Below are 23531 nucleotides of genomic sequence, written 5' to 3' on the forward strand. Positions count from 1 at the left end.
AGGCGCAAGCAGAGGGTGGCAGACCACCCAAGGCCTTGATTCTGCCGGAGCAACTCTTGTACTGGGCTTTATTACGTCTGGGGCAGGACGGCAATAATGCGCGTTGTATCCGTCGGCAGACAGGAGAAAGACATGAGCCCAGAATCCCTTGAAATCGCCCTACCCGACCTTCCAGAGAATGCCGCAGCGCTGATCACTTTGGCTGGAGGGTGTTTCTGGTGTCTAGAGGCTGCGTATCGGTCTGTGCCTGGGGTGGTGCATTGCGAAAGCGGCTACAGCAATGGCCATGAGCCAGAGCCGGATTACGACTCGGTGTGTGGTGGGGCTTCGGGTCATGCCGAAGTGGTCCAAGTCGGCTTTGATCCCAACCAGATTGATCTGGCTTCGCTGCTGCGCATCTTCTTTGCTTTGCATGATCCGACCACCCTCAATCGCCAAGGCGATGACATCGGTTCGCAGTACCGCTCGGGGATCTATTTCGAGACCCCGGCCCAAGAAAAAGTGATCCGTCAGGTCCTTGTTGAACAGGCCAAGTCGTTTGGCCGGCCTATCGTCACGGAGGTCGCGCCGCTGTCCAATTACTGGCCCGCCGAGGCCTATCACCAGCGGTACTACGAACGACATCCGGACCAAGGCTATTGCGCCTTGGTGATTCGCCCCAAGCTCGACAAGTTGGGCTTGACCTTGCCCCAGTTGCTCATGGTATGAATCCACGTCCCTTGATTGCCTTGCACGCCTTGAGCTATGTCTGGCCCGGCAACGCAACGGAGATTCGGTTTCCGGATCTGAGCGTTGAGCGGGGCTCGGTTTTGGTGCTGCGTGCGGCTTCTGGGCGGGGCAAATCAACCTTGCTGGCGCTGTTGGCCGGGCTGCTCAGCCCTTCAGCGGGCCAGATCCATGTCGATGGTGTCGTCGTCAGTGCTTTAACGGGTGCGGCGCGCGATCGTTGGCGTGGTCGCAACGTGGGTTTCTTGCCGCAGCGCTTGCACTGGGTCGATGCCTTGAGCGTTGAGCGCAATGTGGCTTTGGCCTTGTGGGCAGCGGGTTTGCCGCCGGACGAGGTCCGTGTGCGCGCCTTGTTGGCGGCTTTGGGGTTGACCGAGCTTGCACAGCGGCGGCCCCATCAGCTCAGTGGCGGTCAGGCGCAGCGCGCAGCGCTTGCGCGGGCTTTGGTGACGCAGCCGTCGTTGCTGTTGGTGGATGAACCGACCGCCAGTCTGGATGACGCTGCTGCTGCGGCGGCCTTGTCGGCCTTGGATCAAGCATCCACCCGCTACGGCGCCACCTTGTTGATTGCGACCCACGATGCCCGGGTGGGTGCAGCTTTCGGTGCCCGCGCTCGAGAGATCCAGCTATGAAGAGTCACCCGTCGATCGGTTTTTGGCCGCTGGTCTGGGCCCAGCTCTGGGCTCGGCCGGGGGTGAGTCTGTTGAATCTCACGTTGCTGAGCTTGGGTTTGGCGGCCGTGGCTTTCGTGACCTTGGTGAGTCGCCAGATCGAGGACGGCTTGCAGCGCGACGTCCAAGGCATTGACTTGGTGGTGGGGGCCAAGGGCAGCCCGTTGCAGTTGATGTTGGCCGGGGTCTATCACTTGGATGTGCCCACGGGCAACATCCCGTTAAGTGCCTTGGCGGCGATGCGCGCCCAGCCTTTGGTGCGTGAGGTGATCCCGATGTCCTTGGGTGACAGCGTGCAGGGGTTTCGTATCGTCGGCACCGAGGCGGCCTATGTGGCGCATTACGGGGCTGAGGTGGCCCCAGGGCAAGGGCGTTTGTGGCAAAAGCCGCTGGAAGCGGTGCTGGGCGTGGATGTGGCGCGTCAGACCGGCTTGGGCGTGGGCCAGCATTTCGCCGGCGCGCATGGTTTGGGCGCTGGTGGCACAGAGCACGAGGACGCGCCTTACACGGTGGTCGGGCTTTTGCCGCGCACCGGCACGGTGTTGGACCGGCTGGTGCTGACCGGGCTTGAATCGGTCTGGGCGGTGCATGAGGCGCACCACCATCGCGATGAGGCTGCCGACCACGATGAGCGCGAAGTCACCCTCTTGCTGCTCAAGTACCGCAGTCCGTTGGCAGCGGTGAGTTTGCCGCGCTATATCCAGACTCAGACGCCTTGGCAGGCGGCTTCACCGGCGGTCGAGTTGATGCGCTTGGGGCGGTTGATCGGCGTGGGCACCGAAGTGATGCGCGGCTTTAGCCTGGCTTTGCTGGCGGTGGCGGCCTTGTCGGTGTTGGTGGGTTTGATCCATGCCGTGCGTGAGCGTTTGCCCGATCTGGCCATGCTGCGCATGCTCGGCGCCTCGCCGCGTCGGGTGGCGGCTTTGGTGCTGGCCGAGGCGCAGCTCTTGGTCGGTATGGGGTTGGTGCTGGGCTTGACCTTGGCGCAGGGGCTCACCGCTTTGCTGGGGTTTTGGTTGGCGCAGAGCCGCTCTTTGAGCGTGATGGCTGGGGTCTGGCCCCCCGAGTTGCTTTGGTTGATCCCTGGCGCCGGCTTGGTCGCCTTGATCGCTGCCGCGCTGCCAGCACGCACCGCCTATCGGCTCGATGTGACCGTGCTGCTGCAAACCCCGCGTTGAGGTTGGCTTTTGGTCACCGCACTTTTGTTACCGCACAATGGCGACCGCATGAAGACCCTCCCCACGCAGATCCCCACGCTTTGCTGCCGCACGATCCTGACCGGGTTGTTGGGGGGGCTTGTGTGGGTTTCAGGGCCGTTGAGTTGGGCCGCACCGCCTGGACCACCCGCCTTTGGCACCGTGGGCAGCAACGCCTCGACCGGTGTGGCGGGCCCCGGCATGCCGGGTTATCACGACCCGCGCAGTGCCGTGCCGCCCTTGTCTGAAAAAGCCGGGGTGCTGAGCTGGCGGCTCTTTGGCCAAGTCCGGCCCAAGATCGAGAAAAACCGGGTGGTGCCGCAGTTCCCGGCGGAGTTGCAAGCCTTCAACAACGCTCGCGTCAAGGTCCAAGGTTTTGTGATGCCGCTGGATCCGGGCACCACACAGAAGCATTTCTTGCTCTCTTCGGTGCCGACTTCTTGCGCCTTTTGCATCCCAGCCGGCCCGGAAGGATTGATCGAAGTGCACAGCAAGACGGCGATCAAAGTCGGCATCGAAGGGATCGTGTTGGAAGGGCGCCTGCAACTGCTCAGCACTGATCCGACCGGGCTTTACTACCGCCTGAGCGATGCAGCCGTCGCGCCTTGAGTTTTGTCGCCCAGGGAGGCGCTTTTGGACTTGGGTGCTGCTCGGCGCCTTGCTTACGGTTCAGGCGTTGGGGTTTTGGCACCGTGTGGTTCATGCCGATCACCCCGGTGCCCCAACGGGTTGGTCGCAGACCTCGACCCCAACCCCAAACCCGTTTGATGATCACCACGAGGACGGCAGCGATTGCCGGCTGTTCGACGCCTTGACCACCGCCGCCTTGGGGGTGTGGACGATCCCGGTGTTGTTTGGCTTGCTGCGCCTCGGGTTCCATCCACCGCAAGGTTTTTCAAGGGTGAAGCACTTCGGCGCGCCGAGCTATCACGCCCAAGCCCGCGCACCCCCACGCCCCTTCCACGCTCGTTGAAGACCCTTCGCCTGTGACGACACCGCGCGAAGGTCGGTGTGTCTTGGGTATGTCGTTGGTGTGTTGTTGGCGTGGATCTCCATCATGAAAAAAACTTCTCGGCCTTGGGTTGTGGGCTTGGCTTGGGCGATGTCTCCTGTTGTCGCCGTGTGGGCCCAAAGCACACCCTCCTTGGACACCGTGGTGATCACGGCTCAGCCGGCGTCACCCCTCGCAGGCGCAGCCAGTGAAAGCCTCAGTGGCGATGCTTTGGTGTTGCGACGGGGTGCCACCTTGGCCGAAACCCTTGCCGGCGTGCCCGGGGTGGCGCAGAGCTGGTTTGGCCCGAACGCCAATCGCCCGGCCTTGCGTGGCCAAGACGGGGACCGCGTCAAGACGCTGAGCAACGCTGGGGCCTCGCTGGACGCTGCGAGCCTTTCCGCCGATCACGCGGTGCCGGTGGATCCGCTGGTGGCGGATCGCATCGAAGTGCTGCGCGGCCCGAACGCCTTGCGTTACGGCAGCAACAGCATTGGCGGGGTGATCAATAGCTCGGATCAACGCATCCCGCATGAGGTGGCTGATGGGTTCTCTGGTCGGGCTGAGGTGCGTCTGGGTGGCGCTACTCAAGAGCGTGCTGGGGTGGCGGTGCTGGAGCAGGGCAGCGAGCACTGGGCCTTGCACGTCGATGCCATGCGCCGCGTCACGGACGATTTGCAGGTGCCGCGTTTCAACCCACAGCTAGGGACGGCCTCGACCGACCGAGTCGTCAATGCCGCCAGCAACTCACAGGGCGGTTCGGTGGGGGGCAGTTGGTTGGGGGAACATCATTGGCTGGGGCTGAGTGTGGATCAGTGGGAGAGCCGTTACGGCACGGTGGTCGAGCCCGACGTCACCATCCACATGCAGCGCACCAGCTCAGCGTTGGCGGGCGAGTGGCGTGAGGTGCTCCCCGTGGTGGACAAGATCCGGGCGCGGCTTGATGAATCGCACTACCAGCACGAGGAGATCGCCGGGGCGAATGTTGGCACGGTGTTTCACAACGCCGGGCACGCTGCGCGTATCGAGGTGGAGCATCGCCCCCTCTTTGCCGGTGCTGAGGGCGTGTTGGGGGTGCAGTGGGAAAGTTCGGCCTTTTCAGCCTTGGGCAGCGAAGCCTTTGTGCCCAGCACCCAGAGCAAGCAGCAAGCCCTGTTCATGGTTGAGCGCTTGCCCACAGCCGGGGGCCTGTGGTCGGCCGGCTTGCGTGTCGAGCAGGCTCAGATCGCCTCGGATGGGGATCAAGGTCTTACGGTGGGGCGATTCGGTTCGGCCAGCGAGCGCCGCTTTGAGCTGTTGAGTGCCTCGCTAGAGCGTACCGACAAGCTGTGGAGCGGCTGGCAAAGTCGGCTTGAGTTGGCACACAGCGAGCGCGCACCCACGCATGCCGAGCTGTTTGCCAACGGGGTGCATGTGGCCACGGCGATGTTTGAGCGCGGTGATAGCCAGTTGCCCAAGGAACAAGGGGGCCACGTTTCTGCTGCGCTGGAACAGCGCAGTCGCGATGCCAGCATCAAGCTGGGGCTTTGGCACAGCGCCTTCGCCAACTACTTGGTCTTGGGCGCCACGGGCCGCTCGGTGTTGCTGGTGAATGCCAGCGGTTCGAGCTACAGCTTGCCGGAGTCTGCTTTCTCGGCGGTGTCTGCCCAGCTCAGTGGGGTGGAACTCAGCGGCCACCGGCGGGTGCGTTTCGGTGGGCTGGCGCTGGACACCGAAGCCTGCGCCGAGGGCCTGCGCGGCCTCAACCTCAGCGACGGCCAACCCCTGCCGCGCTTGGCACCTTGGCACGGCAACGTGGCGACCGTGTTGTCCGCGTCAGTCTGGAGCGCTCGTCTCGAACTCGACTGGGCGGCTCGCCAAACCCAAGTTCCCCAAGACGACACAGCCACCCCCGGCCATGGCCTGCTCCACGTGGGGTTCACGCGTCGCTTCGAGACCAGCAGCGCCGGCACCGGGCTGTTCTTCCTGCGGCTCAACAACCTTGGCAACGTTTTGGCTTGGAACGCCGCCTCCGTCCCCGCCGTCCGTAGCCTTGCCCCTTTGCCTGGGCGATCTTTGGCGGTGGGGATGCGAGTGACTTTGTGAATAAGGGGGTCGCCCTTGTCAAGGCGCCAACCGCTCCCTGTGCCACACACCTTGGTCGTCGAGCTGATAGACGAGGCGGTCGTGGAGGCGTGAGGGGCGGCCTTGCCAGAATTCGAAACGATCGGGGATCAGGCGGTAGCCGCCCCAGTGCGGCGGGCGGGGCGGGTGCAAGCCGTGGGTCACCGCTGCCTTGGCGGCGTTGGTGACGAGGACGGCACGGGAGCTGATGGCTTGGCTTTGGGGCGAGGCCCAGGCGCCAAGACGCGAGTCAAGCGGGCGTGAGGCGTAGTAGAGGTCAGATGCTTCGGCGGAGGTTTTCTCGACCCGGCCTTCGATGCGCACCACCCGTTCTTGAAGAACCCAGTGAAATTGCAGCGCCGCCCACGGGTTTTGCGCCAACTCTTGACCCTTGCGGCTGGCGTAATTGGTGTACCAGACGAAGCCGTGGGCATCGAAATCCTTGATCAGCACCACGCGGGTCGAGGGCCGACCTTCGGCGCTGACCGTGGCCAAGGTCATGGCGTTGGGTTCGGGCACCTTGGCGGCCATCGCCTCATCAAACCAAGTCTGGAATTGGCGCAGCGGCTCGGACGCCGCGAGCGTTTCGTCCAAGGCTCCGGCTTCGTAGCTCTTTCGCATGTCAGCAAGATGTTTCATACGGTCGAGTATAAAAAGCCTTTCAGTGGGCGCATGGGTATCGACTGGAAATCGATGGCGAAGCGGTAGGATCACAGGCGTTCAATAAAAAAATGGGGACAGCCATGAATGTGCTTCTTATTGACGACCACCCACTGATCCTCTCTGCCATGAAAAATATTGTGGGTGGTTTGGAGGGGGTTCAGACGGTGCAGGGCGTTGAAACGGCGTATGAAGCGCGGGAGCTGCTGCGGTGCAAGGCGGAACTTGATCTGGTGCTGCTGGACTTGCAACTGGGCGATGCGGATGGTTTTGATCTGTTGGTCGAAATGCGTCGCGATTATCCCGAGTTGCCGGTGGTTGTGGTTTCGGCCTCAGATCGGGTCAGCGATGTGATTCGAGTGCTTGATGCCGGGGCCGCAGGCTTTGTGCCCAAGCGAGCCAGCAACGAAATTTTGTTTGAAGCCCTGCATCTGGTGATGTCCGGGGGGGTGTATGTACCGCCCATGCCGTTGGGCAGTGCGGACGATCCCTTGGATCACCCGCTCTCCTTGGTGTCGTATTCCGCCCGGCTGCGTAGCGTGGCTTTGCCAGCTTCGATCAACAGTCGTGAACCAGCCAGCTCAACGGAGGCGGCCACATCGCAAGGGTGGGCCTTTGAAACCTTGGGGTTGACGCCGCGTCAGAAAGACGTGATGCGCTTGTTGCTCCAAGGAGCGACCAACAAAATCATCGCCACAGAACTGGCCATCTCGGTCGAAACCGTCAAAGACCACGTGGCGACCATCTTGCGAGTGCTTGGGGTCAAGACACGCACGCAAGCGGTGTTGGTCATCAAGCAGTGGCAGGACCGTGGTTTGACGTGATGGATGTGTTCTTCAACCGCGCTTAGCGTGGCCGAACTAGAATTCGCCCCTTTGCAAGCTAGCAATACCGAGGTTTCTCATGTCGATGGACGACCGTGACGGCACGATCTGGATGGATGGTCAACTGGTGGATTGGCGTGATGCCAAGATCCATGTTCTGACCCACACACTGCACTATGGTTGCGGCGCCTTCGAAGGCGTGCGGGCCTACAACACCGAGAAGGGTCCGGCGATTTTTCGTCTGCGTGAGCACACCGAGCGCCTCTTCAACAGCGCCAAGATTTTGCGCATGAAGATCCCCTTCGCCTTTGACGAGGTGATGGAAGCGCAGCGCACCGTGGTGCGTGAAAACAAGCTCGAAAGCGGCTACATCCGTCCGCTGGTTTGGCTGGGCTCGGAAAAGCTCGGCGTCAGCCCCAAGGGTGCCAAGGTGCATCTGATGGTCGCGGCTTGGACCTGGGGTGCTTACCTGGGCGAAGAAGGCATGAAGCGCGGTATCCGCGTCAAGACCAGCAGCTTCACCCGTCACCACGTCAACATCACGATGACGCAGGCCAAGACGGTGAGCAACTACACCAACTCGATTCTGGCCAACCTCGAAGCCACCGATGACGGCTACGACGAAGCCATGCTGCTCGACGCCTCCGGCTTTGTCTCCGAAGGTGCGGGCGAGAACTTGTTCATCGTCAAGAACGGCGTGGTCTACACCCCCGACTTGTCGGCCGGCGCTTTGAACGGCATCACCCGCAACACGATCTTCGCCATCGCGTCCGATCTGGGCCTGAAGGTGGTGGAAAAGCGCATCACCCGCGACGAGATCTATATCGCTGACGAAGCGTTCTTCACCGGCACCGCCGCTGAAGTCACGCCGATCCGCGAACTCGATCGCATCGAAATCGGGATCGGTTCACGGGGCCCGATCACCGAGAAAATTCAAGCGGCCTTCTTTGACATCGTCAACGGCCGCAATCCCAAGTACGCCGATTGGCTGACCGCCGTTTAAAGGATCTCGTCCGATGAGCACCTCTTCCGTCTCCGCTGACCGCGCTGCTGCTTCGATCGCTTCGATCGCTTCGATCGAAGTGACTGCGGCTGATTTGCAAGGCCCCGGCGTGGTCTTCTGTCCCAATCCGAAGATGACCCAGTGGAGTTCGCACCCCAAGGTGTTCATCGACTTGAGCCATCACGGCGAGGGGCGCTGCCCCTACTGCGGTACCGGCTACCACCTCAAGGCCGGTGAGAAGATCGCCGGTCATCACTGAGTTGTTGTTCGGATCATCGCGGATGAGTCGCAAGCAAACGCTGGTCATCGCGCCGCAATGGATTGGTGATGCGGTGATGACTCAACCCCTGATGGCGATCCTTGCCGAGCGCGGTGAGGTGATCACCGTGGCCGCCTTGCCGTGGGTGGCGCCGGTGTACCGCGCCATGCCCGAGGTGGCCGAGGTGATCGCCTTGCCCTTCGCCCACGGCCGGCTCGACTGGTCGGCGCGGCGCGTCTTGGGGCAATCCCTGCGGGGTCGCTTCCATGTGGCCTACGTGCTACCCAACTCGATCAAAGCGGCTTTGCTGCCTTGGTTCGCGGCGGTGCCGGTGCGCATTGGCTATCACGGTGAAGGCCGTTGGGGCTTGCTGAATCGGCGTCTGCCCAGTCCGCAAGGGCGGCCACCGATGGTGCCGTTTTATGCCACGTTGGCTTCGCTCGGACCTCGGGCAGATCTGACCGAATCGGCGCTCGATCCCGGTGTCTTGCGTCCGCAGATGCAAGTGTCGGCTGAGCGCCGGGCCGAGGCTGCGGCTCTGTTGGCCTCCTTGGCGGATGGCGAACAGGGTTTGAACACGCCGCCTACGCCATATTGGGTGTTTGCGCCAGGTGCGGAATATGGTCCGGCCAAATGCTGGCCGGCGACCCATTACGCGGCTTTGGCGCGCAGTCTGCATGCCCGTGACGGCGCCAAAGTGGTCTTGCTGGGCTCTGGCAAGGAAGCGGCCTTGATCGACGGCATCGCCGCCGAAGCCCCCGAGGCCTGCATCGCCTTGGCCGGGCGCACCTCGCTCGATGTGGCCATGGCTTTGATTGCCGGCGCACGCGGGGTGGTGAGCAACGATTCTGGCCTGATGCACGTGGCCGCTGCCTTTGGGTTGCCGCAAGTGGCGGTGTTTGGCTCCACCAGCCCGCACCACACGCCACCCATCAACGAGCGCGCCCGGGTGCTGTGGCTCAAAGACGAATTGCAACTCGATTGCGCCCCATGTTTTGAGCGCACCTGCAAGTTCGGCCACTACCGCTGCCTGACCGAAGTCGCCCCTGAGCGGGTGTTGTCGGCGCTGGAGACAGCCTTAGATCCGTCGCTCTCAAAGCCCTCACGTTGATGGCAGAGGGTCAGATCCGGTAACAGGCCACAGTCGGAACGGGTGGGCCTGCGTAGAATCCGCGCCACCATGCCCAGTCAACGTCAATTCGTCCTTAGCCTGTCCTGTCGCGATGCCAAAGGCATCGTCTACGCCGTCTCCGGTCTGCTTTACCAAGCGGGCTGCAACATCATCGACTCGCAGCAGTTTGGTGATGTGCAAAGCGACGATGCGACCGGTCTGTTTTTCATGCGGGTGCACTTCGAAGCGCCGGTGCACCTCTCGGATCGTCAGACGCTGGAGCGCTTGTTCGTCTCGGTGCGCGATCAGTTCGAGATGCGTTTGCAGATTCACGATCTGGCCCGCAAGCCGCGCCTGCTCTTGATGGTCAGCAAGCATGGGCATTGCCTGAACGATCTGCTGTTTCGCTGGCGCAGCGGGCAGCTGGATCTGGATATTCCGGCCATCGTCTCCAATCACCCTGACTTTGCCGAACTGGCCGCCAGCTACGGCATCCCTTTCCACCATCTGCCTTTGCCGACCGGCAGCTCCGCCGAGGCCAAGCGGGCCCAAGAGCAGCAGATTGAAGCGTTGATCGACGCTGAAGCCATCGATTTGGTGGTGCTGGCGCGCTACATGCAGATCTTGAGCCCCGAGTTCTGCAAGTTCTTGGCGGGCAGGGCGATCAACATCCACCACAGCTTTTTGCCGAGCTTCAAGGGCGCCAAGCCCTACTACCAAGCGCACGAGCGCGGGGTGAAGCTGATTGGCGCCACCGCGCATTACGTCACCGCCGATCTGGACGAAGGTCCGATCATCGAGCAAGACGTGGAGCGTGTGGACCACACCCTCAGTCCCGAAGACTTCACCGCCGTGGGGCGGGATGTCGAATGTGTGGTGCTGGCGCGCGCGGTGCGCTGGCACATTGAGCACCGGGTGCTGCTCAATGGCCGCAAAACGGTGGTGCTGCGATGAACATGCCCAAGACCCATCTCCAGGCCGTTTTGATGGCCACGCCCGACGAAACCGAAGCTCAGTTCTACGAAGCCCTTCAGCATGGCGACTTGGAACGCATGATGGCGGTCTGGCTGGACGACGATGAAGCCGCTTGCTGCATCCACCCCGGCTCCGGGCGATTGAGCGGCAAGCGTGCGATTCGCGCCGCTTACGAACAGCTCTTCAGCCAAGGGCAGGGCATTGATGTGCGGCCGATGTCGGTGCAGCGCGTCACACTGCCCGGTGGCGGCACGGTGTTGCACCATGTGGTCGAGCGGGTGCAGGTCAATACCGCCGAGGGCCCACGCCTGATCTGGGTGCTGGCCACGCATCTCTACCTCAAGACCCCCGAAGGTTGGCGCCTGATGGTGCATCACGCCAGCCCCGGCTCGGGCCGTGAGCATCATGAAGGCGGCGAAGCGCCGTCCACCTTGCATTGATCCCGCTGACCTCGGCAGCCCCGTGGTGGCTGCCCGGGGGCCACGCCCAAACCATCATCCCCGCGCTGCTGGGTCCCGCCCACGCCTTGGCTTGGCGGCGCGAGCGCTGGACCTTGGCTGACGGCGATTTCGTCGATGCCGATTGGCTCGATCCGCCCGCAATCAGTTCAGCAAGCTCGGCAAACGCAGCTGCTGCGCGCTGCTTGGTGCTGTTTCACGGCTTGGAAGGCTCATCTGGCAGCCACTACGCCCGCGCTTTTGCCGCTTGGGCCCAAAGCCACGGCTGGGCCTTGGTGGTGCCCCATTTCCGGGGTTGCTCGGGGGAGCTCAATCGCGCGCCCCGGGCCTATCACTCGGGCGATCATGCCGAGATCGGTGCTTTGCTGGCGCACGCCTGTCAAAGCGCGGGCGTGTCCAGGGTGGTGGCGGTGGGGGTGTCGCTGGGTGGCAATGCCTTGCTGCGCTGGGCCGCTGAGGCCGGTTTAGCGGCGACTGAGCGGGTGGACGCGGTGGCCGCCATCTGTGCACCGCTTGATCTGGCTGCCAGCGCGGGCGCCATCAGCCGGGGCTTGGGGCGCTGGACCTACACCCCGATGTTCCTGCGCAGCATGAAACCCAAGGCCTTGGCCAAGCTGGTGCAGTACCCCGGGCTTTTCGACGCTCAGCGGCTGCGCTCGGCGCGCACTTTGGGCGAGTTCGACGACGTGTTCACCGCACCCTTGCACGGTTTTGCCGATGCCCTCGATTACTGGCGCCGCTCTTCGGCCAAGCCGCATTTGCACCGCATCCACGTGCCGACGTTGGTGCTCAACCCGCTCAACGATCCCTTTGTGCCAGCGGCCTGTTTGCCCAAGCCGATGGATGTCAGCTCCGCAGTCACGCTTTGCCAGCCGCGCCACGGCGGCCATGTGGGCTTTCCGGCAGCGCGTTTCCCGCGTGATACCCAAGCGCTGCCGCAGGCGGTGATGGATTGGGTGGGGTGGGCTCACCCCATGGGGATGGCAAGATCGCGCCATGGATGAGATCGTTGAAGCCGCTTTGCGCAAATGGCCCCACGTGCCGGCCTGCTACGGTTGGTTGGCGCTGGACATGCGCGGCCAGTGGTGGATGCGTGACGACGCCACCCAAGCGGCAGGGCCTTTTCCGCAGGTCAAAGGCAGCCTGATCCGCCACGAGAAGCTGCTTGGTTTCATCGAACGCAACTACAGCGTCGATGCCGAGGGCGCATGGTTCTTCCAAAACGGCCCGCAACGGGTCTACGTCACCCTCGAAGCCGCGCCGTGGGTGCTGGGCGTGCAGCAGCAACCAAGCCACACCCTCATCCAGACCCACACCGGCTTGACTGTGGCCCACGTCCACCAAGCCATCCAAGACGAACAAGGCCGCCTCTACCTCCACACCGAACACGGCCTCGGCCTCGTCCGCTCCATGGACATGCACGCCGCCTTGGACGCCTTGGAAACCTTGGCGTGGCCCTTCACCACCCTGCACAGCGCAGAGCTGCCGCAGCGGTTTGGGTTTGTGAGGGTGGCGGCACTATCCGATCTTTGAGACTGAAGGCGATGCCCCGCCCAAGCCGCTCAGTTCGTAGCTTGTACTACGCCCACCTGCTTCTGATTTTTGCAAGACGCCACGAGCCAGTAAATCGGTGATGTCGCGCAGGGCGGTGTCGGGTGAGCATTTGGCGATGGCGGCCCATTTGCTGCTGGTGAGTTTGCCGTCGAAGCCGTCGAGCAGTCGATGGATCAGCTTCGCCTGTCGCTCGTTGGGCGGTGCCGAATCGGGTGTCGCCCAGCGTTGCCAGAACTGGGCCTTGGCAAGTACCGCGTTGAGCGTGTGCTGTGCCTGATCGACGGCCAAATGGAGTGTGTGGAGGAACCAAGCCAACCACTCGGTGACATCCAGCGAGGTTTTCTGGGTCCGCTCTAGGATGTCGTAGTAGGCCTTGCGCTCGCGCTGGATTTGCGCTGATAAGCTGTAAAAGCGCTGGGTACTGCCGTCAGCACGGGCTAAAAACAGGTCGCCGATAGCGCGGGCGATGCGGCCGTTGCCGTCATCAAACGGATGCAAGGTGACGAGCCACAAGTGGGCCAGGCCGGCTTTGATCAGGGCCGGTTCGCCCGACGTGCTGTTGGCCCAGGCCAGAAAACGGTCGATCTCGGTGGCCAGTCGGTCAGCGGGGGGCGCTTCAAAATGCACACGCTGCCGACTTGGGTGACCCAGAGGGCCAGAGATCACCTGCATTGGTCCGGTGGCGTCGTCACGCCAGCAGCCCACGTTGATGCGGACCAAGCCCGCATAGCCTGTGGGGAAGAGCGCGGCATGCCACCCGAACAAGCGCTCCCGCGTGATGGGGGCATCGCAGTGCGCTGTGGCGTCGAGCACCATTTCGACCACACCTTCAACGTGTCGATCCACCGGAGCCAAGGCACCGATGTCCACGCCAAGGCGGCGGGCGATGGAGGAGCGTACAGACAAGACGTCGAGTTGCTCACCCTCCATCTCGCTGGTTTTGATGACGTCATCGGTGAGTGCGGACAGACTGGTTTGATCGCGCAAGGCCATGCCGACATCGGCCAGTCGGCCCATCAACAGGCCCTGAGCGCGGCTGACGTTGGCCAAGGGCTGGGCCAAAGCCGCCACGTCGAAGCGCCAACTTGGCCAGTCGCTGGCCTGCCAAATGTATGTGTTACCCGTGTTATCGCCGCATTTCATGCGGTGATTGTGGCCGTATTCTCCGCAGGCAGCAACGCCTTCGCCGCCTCGATCCGCAGTGCCAAGGGCGCGGTGGGGTCGTTCATGACGGCCAGCAAGAAGGTTTGGGGAGCGAGGTTGGGGCCGTAGTCGCGGGGTTGGGTTGCGGTGGTCGTGATCGCTGGCGCGGTGTGCGGCGGTTCAGGCGGCTCAGGGGGCTGTGCAGCGGCGGTCTCGGCAGCTTCATTGGCTTGGAGATCGGCTTGAAGTTGGGCCAAGGCGGTGCTGAAGGCGGCGGGCTGGATGCTTTTCAGGGCGCTGAGCAGGTGCGCTTGGCCGTCGCGGCCAGGGGGAATGTCGAGCCAAGGGGTTTCGGCAAACAGCGGCGCCAAGTCGGGGGCGACGAAGGTGGACCAGTTGCCGGTGGCCGCTTGAAGCGCCGGCACGCTGGTGGTGTCGTCCAAGGGGTTGTCCACGGTGGGCATCAGCTTGATGCGCCGGGCCGCGACCTCGGGCAGGTAGCGGCGGCGCAGATGGTCGAGGAAGCTTTGAACCTGCGCCAGGCTCACCGGCTCGCTGAGCGAGAACCACAGTTGCAGGCCGTCGAGGCCGGAGGCGGCGATGGCGGGTGCGGGCAGATCCAGATCACGCTGCACCCCGCGCCAAACCGTCGAAAGCTGTTCCCAGTCCGCCGGTCGGGCCAGCTCGAACACCATGGCGCGGGCGACGGCCACCGATCCTTGACCGAGGGTCTCAACCGTGGTGGGTCGAAGAGGACGGTAGAGGCGCTGAAATTCGGTCTGCAATCGGCTCATGGGGTCATGGGGTCATGGGGTTGTGGCGGGGAGATCACCCGAGACGGGCGATGGTTGTGCTGGCGACGTCAAGATGTTGGGCGAGGCTTTGGAGGCAAGGCTGGAAGTTGGCTGAGCACCGGGAATCAGCCCGAAGGCGAGCCAGAAAATCGCTGGCCCAACCCAGCGTTTGGCCCCAAATGGGGTGGGGGACGCTGGCGTGGAGGTGGGCCGCCGGCACATCATGAGGCATGCCGCCGCTCGCCCGGGGGGCGAAGGCCATGGGCAGCATGTCGTAGGCCGGGGCCAGCGCGTAGGGGCGACCGTGGTCGCTGACGAAGGAGAGGTTGCCGTTGTGCATGTCGGTGTTGCCAATCAGCGTCCCAAAAGCGTAGAGCCGCGCTGCATCGTGGACCGCTGCGTGCCGGATGTGCCGGCCGGCTGCCAGTCGTGCCGCGAGGGCGGGCCACGGTGCGGTGGCGTCGCCGACGAACTCGGCTTCGAGGGCACTGAGGGAGCACAGACCGCACCGCCCGTGGGTGCCGACCCGATCAAAGCGTTCAAGCTCCAAAAAGCGCTGGCCGGCGTGGTCGATGACGCCAGAGCGGGCCGCCGGCAAGCCTGCGGCGCGCAGCGTCTCAAGGGCATGGTGTTCAGCCAACAGCAGATCACGCCACCGTTCGGTCACGGGGTTGGCTTCTGGCAAGGTGAACTTGACCAACACATGGCACGGGTTCGTGGGGGTTTGAACCAAGGCGGTGAACTTGGGTTGTTCGCCACCAGCGGATGAACCGGGCCGATCACTGCTGGTGGCTTCTTGGGCCAGACGGGCGTAGGTCGCACCCTTTTGACGCGTCGGTATTGCTGCCGGGGGCAGTGTGCTCAGGAAGTGGTCACGGGCGCGGTTGCCCAGCAGCACGTTGCCCACTGCATCGTGACCATGTGCGATCAGGGCGCGCAACGCGTCGGCATCGCTCCAGTCGGATAGTTTGGTCGGCAGGCCCAGCATGTCGGCATGTTGTGCCGCGTAGGCTCGTCCAAGGAAGCCTTGGGGGCGCATGTCGAGCAGCCACCACGGCAGGCTGTCGGTATGCAGCGTTTTGCCGTCGGCTTGGCGCATGACGAAGCCATCGGGGCGAACGGGGATCAGTTCCCCCAGCAGCCGGATCTTGCCGTCCGTACCGACGCGGTAGACGGGGATGTCGTTGAGTCCGCGTTGTGGGTCGCGCAGAGCGTATTGAATGGATCTGGCCGCACCGATGCGCACGACGGCATCGCCCATCACCGATATCGCTCGTGAGAGCGTCGGCTGGCTGATCCCTGTTTTTTCAAGGAGTTGGCGTGGGCTGGTCGGCCCTTGTGCCAGATATCGTCGAAGGTGGTCGTCGTGGGTTGTCACGCTTGGCCGGGGCGAGTGAATAGCTCGATGAATAGATTCATGAATCGATTGAATCTATCACGAGCCCTTCAACTCACGGCGCAAGCACTGCAGGCGTCGCACTCTCGGCCAGCGCTTTGAGGTTGCTCAGGCCCTTTTCAAACATGCCGCCGATCAGGCGATCACTGAACAGCAGACCCATCAACTTGCCCATGAAGTTGTTTGTGCCCTGCATGGACCACGTCACCAAGGTGGTCTCGCCTTGGCGGTCGAGGGTGAATTCGACGCTGTTGTGGGCTTCGAAAGGCTGGAGGTAATCGAGCTTCATGCGCACTCGCTCGTCGGGCACGGACTCGGTGATTTCGATGCGTCCGGTGCCGGCTTGGTGGTTGCCGACCCAGGCATAACTGGCACCCACGCCTCGGCTGTTCTCGCTGTAGACCCGTTTCATGGCCGGGTCGAGCGATTCCCACGGCCCCCAAGCAGCGTGGCGGCGCAAGTCATTGATCAGTGCGAAGAGGGTGTCAGGTTGGGCTTTGACCAAGGTGGCGCGGGTGATGCGGAAGGTATCCGGTCGGGTGGCGGTGTAGATCAACAGCGCAACGACGACCATCAAAACGAGAAAGAAAAACTTGAGCATCGGACTCTCCGAGGTGGCACGGCGTCTCGCTGGTGGAGATGTGGCGGCCACGTCTTTTGTGATGGATCCCTGAAGGCGGCCCGAGCGTAACCGCCTCTCATCCTTGTTCGCCTCAAGGATTTCCCGTAATACGAAATGTTGGTAAGTGCTACCCAGCGTTGCGCATGAGCTTTGTCAGGGCCTCGTTCGTGCCCTGTGTGGGCGCTGTTTCGGCTTCCAGACCGTGGATCACGCCGGCCCGGTTGGAGGCGGTCTGGTTCTGGCTGAGCTTGAACTTGCCGGTGAGTCGCGTGATGGTGATCTCGATGCCCACCACCGCCGACACCATGCGCTCGATGTACTCGCTGGGCGCATCCAGCATCTGCCATGGTGTGGGCCGAGCTTGCTCTTGGTGGTGAGTCAGGGTATGCATTTGGGCGCGAACCCACGCCGGGTCGTCGATGACACGCGCCTGCCCATGGGCGTGGACCACCGCGTAGTTCCATGTCGGTACCACCTTGCCGGTGTCCGCCTTGCTGGGATACCACGAGGGCGTGACGTAGGCCTCAGGGCCATGAAAGATCGCCAAAACATCCATCACCCCAGCCGGGGCTTGGGCGACCTTGTGCCAAAGGGGATTGGCCCGCGCCACGTGCGCACGCAACACGCCTAGGTCATCCGCTGCGGTATTCGCCGCTGGCTGGGTGATCAGCGACAACGGCAAGTGATCGGCGTCAAGGGGATCAACGCCGAGAGCGCCGCCGGTGACGAGTGTTGCCAGTGGGTGGGCGCGCATCAGGGCGTGCAAGACCTCAAGGCGTGTTTCGTGGAAGGAGGACGGCAGGTACATGGGTCGTTACGGCGAAGGAGAGGCACCCCAAGCTTTACGCGAAGTCCGCGTCGCTCCAGTCAGCGATGGGCACTGGGCGGCTGTACAAATGGCCTTGATAGCCTTGACAGCCATGTTCTTTGAGGAAATCGCGCTGCGCCGTGTTCTCCACCCCCTCGGCAATGACGCGCAGTCCCAGCGACGTACTCATCGCCAAGATGGCCTGAACAATGGCCGCGTCATTGCTGTCATCCATCACGTCGCGGACAAAGGTTTGATCGATCTTGATTTCATCCAAGGGCAGGCGTTTCAGATAAGACAGCGACGAATAGCCGATGCCGAAATCGTCCAGAGAGAACGTCACGCCCAGCAGATGCAACTGCTCCATCCGTTGCACCACTTCGTCAATACGCTCGACCACGATGGTTTCGGTCAGTTCCAGTTTGAGCCCTTGAGGGTTGGCACCGCTCGAAGCCAAGCTGCGACGAACCCGATCCACAAAGTCGGGTTGATGAAACTGGCGGGCGCTGACATTGACGGCGATGCGTGCGCACCGATGGGCAGGGTCATCCTGCCAGAGCTTGAGTTGCGCGCAGACGTTGTCCAAGACCCACTGGCCGATGTCAATGATCAGCCCCGTTTCTTCGGCCAGCGGGATGAAGGTATCGGGCAACAGCAGTCCTTGCACGGGATGGTCCCAGCGAATCAAGGCTTCAGCCCCGATCACATGACCCTGCGCATCGACTTGTGGCTGATAGTGGATGCGGAATTCACCGTCCTTGAGCGCTTGGCGCAGCGCCAACTCCATCGCGATACGCGTGTTGATGGCCGCTTGCATGGCTGGATTGAAAAACCGGATGGCGCTGCGACCCGCATCCTTGGCTTGGTAAAGTGCCACATCGGCTTGCTTGATCAGGGTTTCGATGGAGACGTTTTCCCCGCTGAACAGCGCCACACCGATGCTGGCGCTGCTGCGATGATCCGGCTGGATGTCGCTGCGCACACTGAGGTTGTAGGGTTGATGGAGCGTGGCATGGATTTTTTCAGCCACCTGTTCAGTCTGCCGAGCGGCCACGGTCTCGTCCGCATCAAGCCCATCGATCATCACCGCGAATTCGTCGCCGCCGAGGCGTGACACCGTATCGGCCTCGCGGACCGAGAGTGCCAAGCGTCGCCCGACTTCGATCAGCAACCGGTCGCCCACATCATGGCCTTGGGTGTCGTTGAGCTTTTTGAAGTGATCCAAGTCCAACAGCATCAACGCGCCATAGCTCTGGTTGCGGGCACTGGCGATCAGCGCATGCCTGAGCCGATCCATGAAGAGCCGACGATTGGGCAAATGGGTCAAGGGGTCGTAGTACGCCAGTTGGCGGATTTCAGTCTCTGAGGCCTTGCGCTCGGTGATGTCACGCATCGTGACCCGACGACCCAAGTAGTCCCCCTGCGCGCCGTAAACCGGCCGATCCAGGTGACTGACCCAGCGCAGCGAGCCGTCGCGGTGCACGATGCGCAGATCCAAGGCTTCACCCATCGGATGATCGCGGTGGTGATCACGGGGGTGATGACGGTGGTGATGGGCTTGCTGGGTGTGTTGCTGCCAGCGCTCAAGGTCTTCGTGGTGAATCACCGTTTCAAGGAGGTGGGGATCACGGACGAAGTCGGTCACGGAGTACCCCGTGAAGGCTTTGGCCGAGGGGGTCATGTAATGGATGCTTTGATCCTCGCGGATCCAGTATTCCCAGTCGATGGCCCAATCGAGCATGGTGTGGAACTTGGTTTCGCTCAGGCGCAAGTTCTCTTCGGTCTGTTCCCGCCGCGTCATGCTGCGCGTCAGCCCCCCAATCCCGGCCACCACAAAGGCGATGCTGATCAACCCCACCCCGCCGATCATCCATGCGGTGCGCCGCCAATCGGCCAAGAAGATGCTTTCCGGCACGATCACGGCCACCGCCAAGGGGTAACGCTCCACTTGCTGCACGGCCGTCAAGCGCAGCTCCGGCTCTCCGGTGGTGAAGCGGGGGGCGTTGCTCAAGATCACGTTCTCGCCGGAAGCCTTGCCGGTCAGCACGTTGTGCGCTGGGCCGGACTGACTGATGCGACCGATCACCTCGTCTTGTCTGGGGGAGCGCGCCAGCGCAGTCCGATCCGATCGGAACAGGGTGATGCCCGCGCCTTCGCCGAAACTCTCCACGACTCGGTCATAGATCCCAGTGATCGCCTCCACCGACAGCCCCACCAGGATCAACCCCATGAATTGGCCCTGAGCATTGTTGACGCGCCGGGTGACATAGAAGGTCCATTTGCCGTTGCCCTTGTTGCGTACCGAGGTGCTGATGTAGTCGCCAAGTTCGGGATTGTTGCGATGGGCCTTGAAGTAATCACGCTCCGCCAAATTGATGCCGGAGACCGGGTAAGAGCGGCTGAAATTGATGTTGTCGCCATTGGCTGCCACCAAAGTGGCCACATCCAGTTGTGGCATGCCTTGAATCTTGTCGTGCAGCAGCTGATACACCTCGGGCGTTGATAGCTTGGCCCGGAAGTCGGCCTCATCTTGGATGTGGGCCTGCTGAATCCGTTCACTGAGGGTGTTCAAAACCTGCTGGGCAGCGAAGACGGTTTGACCGGTGTGCTCTGAGAGGATGAAGGTCATGCCCCGCAGGTTGCGGCGCCAGTCCTCAATGTCCTTGTTGCGCAGTGCGTTGATGGCCAAGGCAGCACCGACGACGATGGCGGTGATCAACAGCGCGCCGAACAGTCGGAGGGTCGTTTTCATGCCGGGCAAGTGTAGCGGCTGACCCCTTTATGCCGCTACGACTGTTCCTCCAATCAATCCTCATCCCGCACCTGATACCCCTTCACCATCTCTGCCTGCACGTTCGGCGGCACGGCGTCGAAGTGCGATAGGGCCACGGTGTAGTGGCCTTCGCCACGGGTGAGGGCGTTCAAGCGAGTTTGGTAGCTGGTGAGTTCAGCCAAGGGGACGCGGGCGCGAACCACGGCTTGGCCGGTGGGGAGGGCGTCGGTGGCGCGCACCTCGCCACGGCGCGAGGATAGGTCGCCGGTCACGTCGCCCAGCACCGCTTCGGGGGCGCTGATTTCGACATCGACGATGGGCTCCAGCACCACGGGTGTGGCCTCACGCAGGGCTTGGATGAAGGCTTTCTTGCCGGCGGTCACAAAAGCGATGTCCTTGCTATCGACGCTGTGGTGTTTGCCGTCGAGCACCGTGACGCGCACATCCACCACCGGGTGACCGCTGATGACGCCGGCTGCCATCGCCAAGCGCACGCCCTTTTCCACCGACGGCATGAACTGCCCCGGAATGGCACCGCCCTTGACCGCGCTGACGAACTCGAAACCCGCTCCGCGCGGCAACGGCTCGACTTGCAGGTGGACCTCGCCGAATTGGCCCGCGCCGCCGCTTTGCTTCTTGTGGCGGTACTGCGCCTGCGCGGCCACCGTGACGGTCTCGCGGTAGGCGATGCGTGGCGGTGCGGTATCGACTTCGACGCGATAGGTCTCGCGCAGGCGCTCCAGCAGCACGCGCAGATGGAGTTCCCCCAAGCCATAGACCACGGTTTCGTGCGTGCTGGCGACGTGCTCGGTTTTCAGGCACGGGTCTTCGGCGGTCAGCTTGGCCAACACTTCCGCCAGACGCTGCTCGTCGCCGTGGCGCTTGGGTTTCAGCGCCAGACCATGCACCGGCACCGGGAAGGGCAGGGGCTTCAAGTGGATGTGATCGTCCTCGGCGGCGTCGTGCAGCACCGCGTCGAAGGCGATCTCATCGACCTTGGCGACGGCCACGATGTCGCCCGGAACCGCTTGGTTCACCTCCACATGCTCCCGGCCTTGAAGGCGGAACAGGTGCCCGACCTTGAAGGGCTTGCGACCATCACCGATGTAGAGCTGGCTGTTCGGTGTCACGGTGCCTTGGTGGACGCGCAAGACGCCGAGCTTGCCGACGTAGGGGTCGATGCTGACCTTGAAGACATGGGCCAGCACATGGGCGCCGGCATCGACACGCGCCACCATCGGCGTGGCGGCTTCGCCTTCGCCCTTGAGGAAGGCCGGCGGGTTGCCTTCCGACGGGTCCGGCAGCAACTGCACGATCACGTCGAGCAGCGCCTTCACGCCGGCCCCGGTTTTGGCCGACACAAACACCACGGGGATCAGGTGGCCTTCGCGCAGCGCCTGCTCCAGCGGCGCGTGCAGTTCGGTGGCGGGCACGTCGCCCTCGTTGAGGTAGCGCTCGACCACCGCGCTATCGACTTCCACCACCTGTTCCACCAGCGCACGGTGTGCGGCAGCGACGGAGGAAAAATCGGCCTCGTGACCGGCGGTGGCCTCAGGGGCAAACCAGCCATCGACCACTTCCTGACCTTGCCGCGCTGGTAGGTTCAGCGGCAGGCATTCACGACCAAAGGCGGCTTGGATGTCGGCCAGCAGCGCTTGCAGATCCACCCCGGCGGCGTCGATGCGGTTGACGATGATGAGGCGGTCGAGCTGGCGCTCTGCTGCCCAAGCCATCATGCGCAGCGCCATGGGCTCGATGCCGGTGGCGGCGTTGATGACGATGGCGGCGGTTTCCACCGCTTCAAGCGCGGGTAGCGACTGGCCAAGGCCGTCGGCGCTGCCGGGCGTGTCGAGCAAATGGATGCGGGTGTCTTGATGGCTGAGGTGCAACACGCTGGTGAGCAGCGAGTGCTGCATGCGCTGCTCCAGCGCATCAAAGTCGCTGACGGTGCTGCCCCGTTCCACCGACCCCGCCGCGCCGATCATGCTGGCGGCCTGCAAAAGCGCCTCCGCCAAGGTGGTCTTGCCAGCCGCACTCGGGCCAACCAAGGCAAGGTTGCGGATCGCGATCTGGGAACGGGTCGCACGGGCACTGCTCTTGGAGACGGGACTGATCATGATGAGAGAGCCTAGGTTTAGACAGGCCCAGACTACGCCGATTGGGGGCGATTCGTCCAGAAATCAACATGCAGCGCCGCGATCTCCTCTTCCATCGCCGCCACCGGGCCGATCACCTCAATGGCCTTTTGGCCGCGCGCAAACACCTCGCGGCACGGCAGATCAAGCGTCGGGTTGTCGGCGTGGTTGCCGGTGAGTTGCAGCAAGCGCGCCTCGCTCATGCCGTAAACCACCCGGCCGATGTGCGCCCAATACTGCGTGGCCGCACACATCGCGCACGGCTCCACCGTGGTCACCAGCGTGCATTGCCAAAGCAGGTCTGCCTCAAACCGCTCCGCCGCCGCCCGTGCCAGCACCGCCTCCGCATGATTGACCGTGCTCACATTGCCCTGCCGCAACAACACCGTGCGCCCATCCGGCCCGATCAACACCGCCCCAAACGGATGATGCCCACCGGCCAGCGCCTGCCGAGCGACGGACTGAGCTTCGGAGAGCCAAGAGGCGAGGAGGGCGGGGGTGTGCGCAGGACGTGTTGGCATGGGGGCGATCCTATCCCCGTTGATGCCTTGTCGATTCCCTGTGGATGACCCGTTCGCCCTGAGCTTGTCGAAGGGCCGGCCAGCACCGAGCACGGGTTTCGACAAGCTCAACCCGAACGGGCTAGCAGCAGGTAACCCGTTAACCCCGCCACATAAATCTCCAGCGCTCGTTCGCCGGCGGTCAGGACTAGGTCGGGGTGATCCATTTGGGTGGCGTGTTTGAGCAAGCCATCGACCAAGGCGTACAGGCCCAAGGCGGCGGCGTCGAGGGTTGCGGGCGGGGCGGTGGGGTGGATGTCGGCCATCAGTTGGCGCAGGCGCTGGGTGTAGCGGCCGACGCCGTCGAGTTGGCGTTGGCGCAAGGGGGCCAGTTCTTCGTTGTGTTCGGTGCGGTGCATGGCGATGCAGAACACGCGCCGGGTGCGTGCGTCGTTGCGCAGGCGTTGCAGGGGCATTTGGGCCAGTTCGCGCAGTGCGGCGGCTGGGTCGGTGCTGGCGCGTTGGCCGATGATGGCTTGAGCGGCTTGTTCGCAGGGCAGGGTGGCCCGGTCCATCATGGCGCAGTACAGGTCGGCCTTGTCTTTGAAGTGCCAGTAGATGGCGCCGCGTGTCAGCCCGGCGGCGCTGGCGATCTCGTGCAACGAGGTCCGGCCCACGCCTTGGTGCAAGAAAAGGGTTTCAGCGGTGTCGAGCAACTGCTCGCGGGTGGCGGCGGCGTCTTCTTTGGTGCGGCGAACCATGGAGGCCCTTCAAACATACATGCACGATTGTATGTAAGATGCCACCCCTTTCCAGCCCTGTTTTCCCA

At 63.1% G+C, this 23531-nt stretch carries 24 protein-coding genes; 14 read left to right on the top strand and 10 right to left on the bottom strand.

The features are described from left to right. Window positions 1-132: 132 nt before the first annotated feature. The 6 genes from msrA (at window position 133) to AB3X39_RS09075 (ending at window position 5669) form a co-directional block, all read left to right on the top strand. A complete protein-coding gene (gene msrA, locus AB3X39_RS09050; RefSeq protein ID WP_369417042.1) occupies window positions 133-708 on the top strand; it encodes a peptide-methionine (S)-S-oxide reductase MsrA in 576 nt (191 codons plus the stop codon). Then, window positions 705-1358, top strand: coding sequence for an ATP-binding cassette domain-containing protein (locus tag AB3X39_RS09055; RefSeq protein WP_369417043.1), 654 nt, complete (start codon window positions 705-707; stop codon window positions 1356-1358). Before msrA ends, AB3X39_RS09055 begins: the two co-directional genes overlap by 4 nt. Further along, on the top strand, window positions 1355-2575 hold the full coding sequence (locus AB3X39_RS09060) for an ABC transporter permease (RefSeq protein ID WP_369417044.1): 1221 nt from the start codon (window positions 1355-1357) through the stop codon (window positions 2573-2575). Before AB3X39_RS09055 ends, AB3X39_RS09060 begins: the two co-directional genes overlap by 4 nt. A 48-nt stretch (window positions 2576-2623) precedes the next feature. Next, window positions 2624-3202 carry a hypothetical protein gene (locus AB3X39_RS09065; RefSeq protein ID WP_369417045.1) on the top strand — a complete coding sequence of 193 codons (579 nt, stop codon included), beginning with the start codon at window positions 2624-2626 and terminating at the stop codon, window positions 3200-3202. Continuing rightward, complete coding sequence (locus AB3X39_RS09070; protein WP_369417046.1) at window positions 3183-3566, top strand: hypothetical protein; 384 nt, start codon at window positions 3183-3185, stop codon at window positions 3564-3566. The genes AB3X39_RS09065 and AB3X39_RS09070 overlap by 20 nt, the downstream gene beginning before the upstream one ends. Window positions 3567-3650: 84 nt before the next feature. Then, the gene (locus AB3X39_RS09075; RefSeq protein ID WP_369417047.1) at window positions 3651-5669 is read left to right on the top strand and encodes a TonB-dependent receptor; all 2019 of its coding nucleotides are present in this window, start codon (window positions 3651-3653) and stop codon (window positions 5667-5669) included. An 18-nt stretch (window positions 5670-5687) separates the two neighbouring features. Here the strand turns inward: AB3X39_RS09075 and pdxH are convergent, their stop codons facing one another. Next, window positions 5688-6326 carry a pyridoxamine 5'-phosphate oxidase gene (pdxH, locus tag AB3X39_RS09080; RefSeq protein WP_369417048.1) on the bottom strand — a complete coding sequence of 213 codons (639 nt, stop codon included), beginning with the start codon at window positions 6324-6326 and terminating at the stop codon, window positions 5688-5690. A 104-nt stretch (window positions 6327-6430) separates the two neighbouring features. On the opposite strand from pdxH, the gene AB3X39_RS09085 reads away from it, so the two are divergent. The 8 genes from AB3X39_RS09085 (at window position 6431) to AB3X39_RS09120 (ending at window position 12510) form a co-directional block, all read left to right on the top strand. Beyond that, window positions 6431-7171, top strand: a complete 741-nt coding sequence (locus AB3X39_RS09085) for a response regulator (RefSeq protein WP_369417049.1) — start codon at window positions 6431-6433, stop codon at window positions 7169-7171. A 79-nt stretch (window positions 7172-7250) separates the two neighbouring features. Further along, window positions 7251-8174 carry a branched-chain amino acid transaminase gene (locus tag AB3X39_RS09090; RefSeq protein WP_369417050.1) on the top strand — a complete coding sequence of 308 codons (924 nt, stop codon included), beginning with the start codon at window positions 7251-7253 and terminating at the stop codon, window positions 8172-8174. A 13-nt stretch (window positions 8175-8187) separates the two neighbouring features. Then, window positions 8188-8433: a zinc-finger domain-containing protein gene (locus AB3X39_RS09095; RefSeq protein ID WP_369417051.1), complete on the top strand. Its 246-nt coding sequence runs from the start codon at window positions 8188-8190 to the stop codon at window positions 8431-8433. 22 nt (window positions 8434-8455) lie between these two features. Beyond that, window positions 8456-9544, top strand: a complete 1089-nt coding sequence (waaF, locus tag AB3X39_RS09100; RefSeq protein WP_369417052.1) for a lipopolysaccharide heptosyltransferase II — start codon at window positions 8456-8458, stop codon at window positions 9542-9544. Between the two features lie 69 nt (window positions 9545-9613). Then, window positions 9614-10498, top strand: coding sequence for a formyltetrahydrofolate deformylase (gene purU / locus AB3X39_RS09105; protein ID WP_369417053.1), 885 nt, complete (start codon window positions 9614-9616; stop codon window positions 10496-10498). Window positions 10499-10500: 2 nt separating this feature from the next. Continuing rightward, complete coding sequence (locus AB3X39_RS09110) at window positions 10501-10959, top strand: YybH family protein (protein WP_369417054.1); 459 nt, start codon at window positions 10501-10503, stop codon at window positions 10957-10959. Between the two features lie 5 nt (window positions 10960-10964). Next, window positions 10965-11981: a YheT family hydrolase gene (locus tag AB3X39_RS09115; RefSeq protein ID WP_369417072.1), complete on the top strand. Its 1017-nt coding sequence runs from the start codon at window positions 10965-10967 to the stop codon at window positions 11979-11981. Beyond that, window positions 11974-12510: a DUF2946 family protein gene (locus AB3X39_RS09120; protein WP_369417055.1), complete on the top strand. Its 537-nt coding sequence runs from the start codon at window positions 11974-11976 to the stop codon at window positions 12508-12510. Before AB3X39_RS09115 ends, AB3X39_RS09120 begins: the two co-directional genes overlap by 8 nt. Here AB3X39_RS09120 and AB3X39_RS09125 read toward each other — a convergent pair. From AB3X39_RS09125 to AB3X39_RS09165, 9 genes are all read right to left on the bottom strand, one after another. Continuing rightward, entirely contained in the window at window positions 12496-13674 is a 1179-nt protein-coding gene (locus AB3X39_RS09125; RefSeq protein WP_369417056.1) for a Fic family protein, read from the bottom strand. The two genes, AB3X39_RS09120 and AB3X39_RS09125, sit on opposite strands and share 15 nt — an antisense overlap. Continuing rightward, window positions 13671-14468 carry a hypothetical protein gene (locus AB3X39_RS09130; RefSeq protein ID WP_369417057.1) on the bottom strand — a complete coding sequence of 266 codons (798 nt, stop codon included), beginning with the start codon at window positions 14466-14468 and terminating at the stop codon, window positions 13671-13673. The genes AB3X39_RS09125 and AB3X39_RS09130 overlap by 4 nt, the downstream gene beginning before the upstream one ends. Before the next feature lie 34 nt (window positions 14469-14502). After that, on the bottom strand, window positions 14503-15846 hold the full coding sequence (yjjJ, locus tag AB3X39_RS09135; RefSeq protein ID WP_369417058.1) for a type II toxin-antitoxin system HipA family toxin YjjJ: 1344 nt from the start codon (window positions 15844-15846) through the stop codon (window positions 14503-14505). 73 nt (window positions 15847-15919) lie between these two features. After that, on the bottom strand, window positions 15920-16465 hold the full coding sequence (locus tag AB3X39_RS09140) for an SRPBCC family protein (protein ID WP_369417060.1): 546 nt from the start codon (window positions 16463-16465) through the stop codon (window positions 15920-15922). 148 nt (window positions 16466-16613) lie between these two features. Beyond that, window positions 16614-17294, bottom strand: coding sequence for an FMN-binding negative transcriptional regulator (locus AB3X39_RS09145; RefSeq protein ID WP_369417061.1), 681 nt, complete (start codon window positions 17292-17294; stop codon window positions 16614-16616). A 34-nt stretch (window positions 17295-17328) separates the two neighbouring features. Continuing rightward, a complete protein-coding gene (locus AB3X39_RS09150; RefSeq protein WP_369417062.1) occupies window positions 17329-20046 on the bottom strand; it encodes a bifunctional diguanylate cyclase/phosphodiesterase in 2718 nt (905 codons plus the stop codon). A 53-nt stretch (window positions 20047-20099) separates the two neighbouring features. Next, on the bottom strand, window positions 20100-22184 hold the full coding sequence (fusA, locus tag AB3X39_RS09155) for an elongation factor G (RefSeq protein ID WP_369417063.1): 2085 nt from the start codon (window positions 22182-22184) through the stop codon (window positions 20100-20102). Between the two features lie 32 nt (window positions 22185-22216). Beyond that, window positions 22217-22723, bottom strand: coding sequence for a nucleoside deaminase (locus AB3X39_RS09160; protein ID WP_369417064.1), 507 nt, complete (start codon window positions 22721-22723; stop codon window positions 22217-22219). Between the two features lie 107 nt (window positions 22724-22830). Continuing rightward, window positions 22831-23463: a TetR family transcriptional regulator gene (locus AB3X39_RS09165; protein ID WP_369417065.1), complete on the bottom strand. Its 633-nt coding sequence runs from the start codon at window positions 23461-23463 to the stop codon at window positions 22831-22833. Window positions 23464-23531 lie beyond the last annotated feature (68 nt).

The organism is Leptothrix ochracea (genome assembly GCF_041083635.1).
Taxonomy (GTDB): Bacteria; Pseudomonadota; Gammaproteobacteria; order Burkholderiales; family Burkholderiaceae_C; genus Sphaerotilus; species Sphaerotilus ochraceus.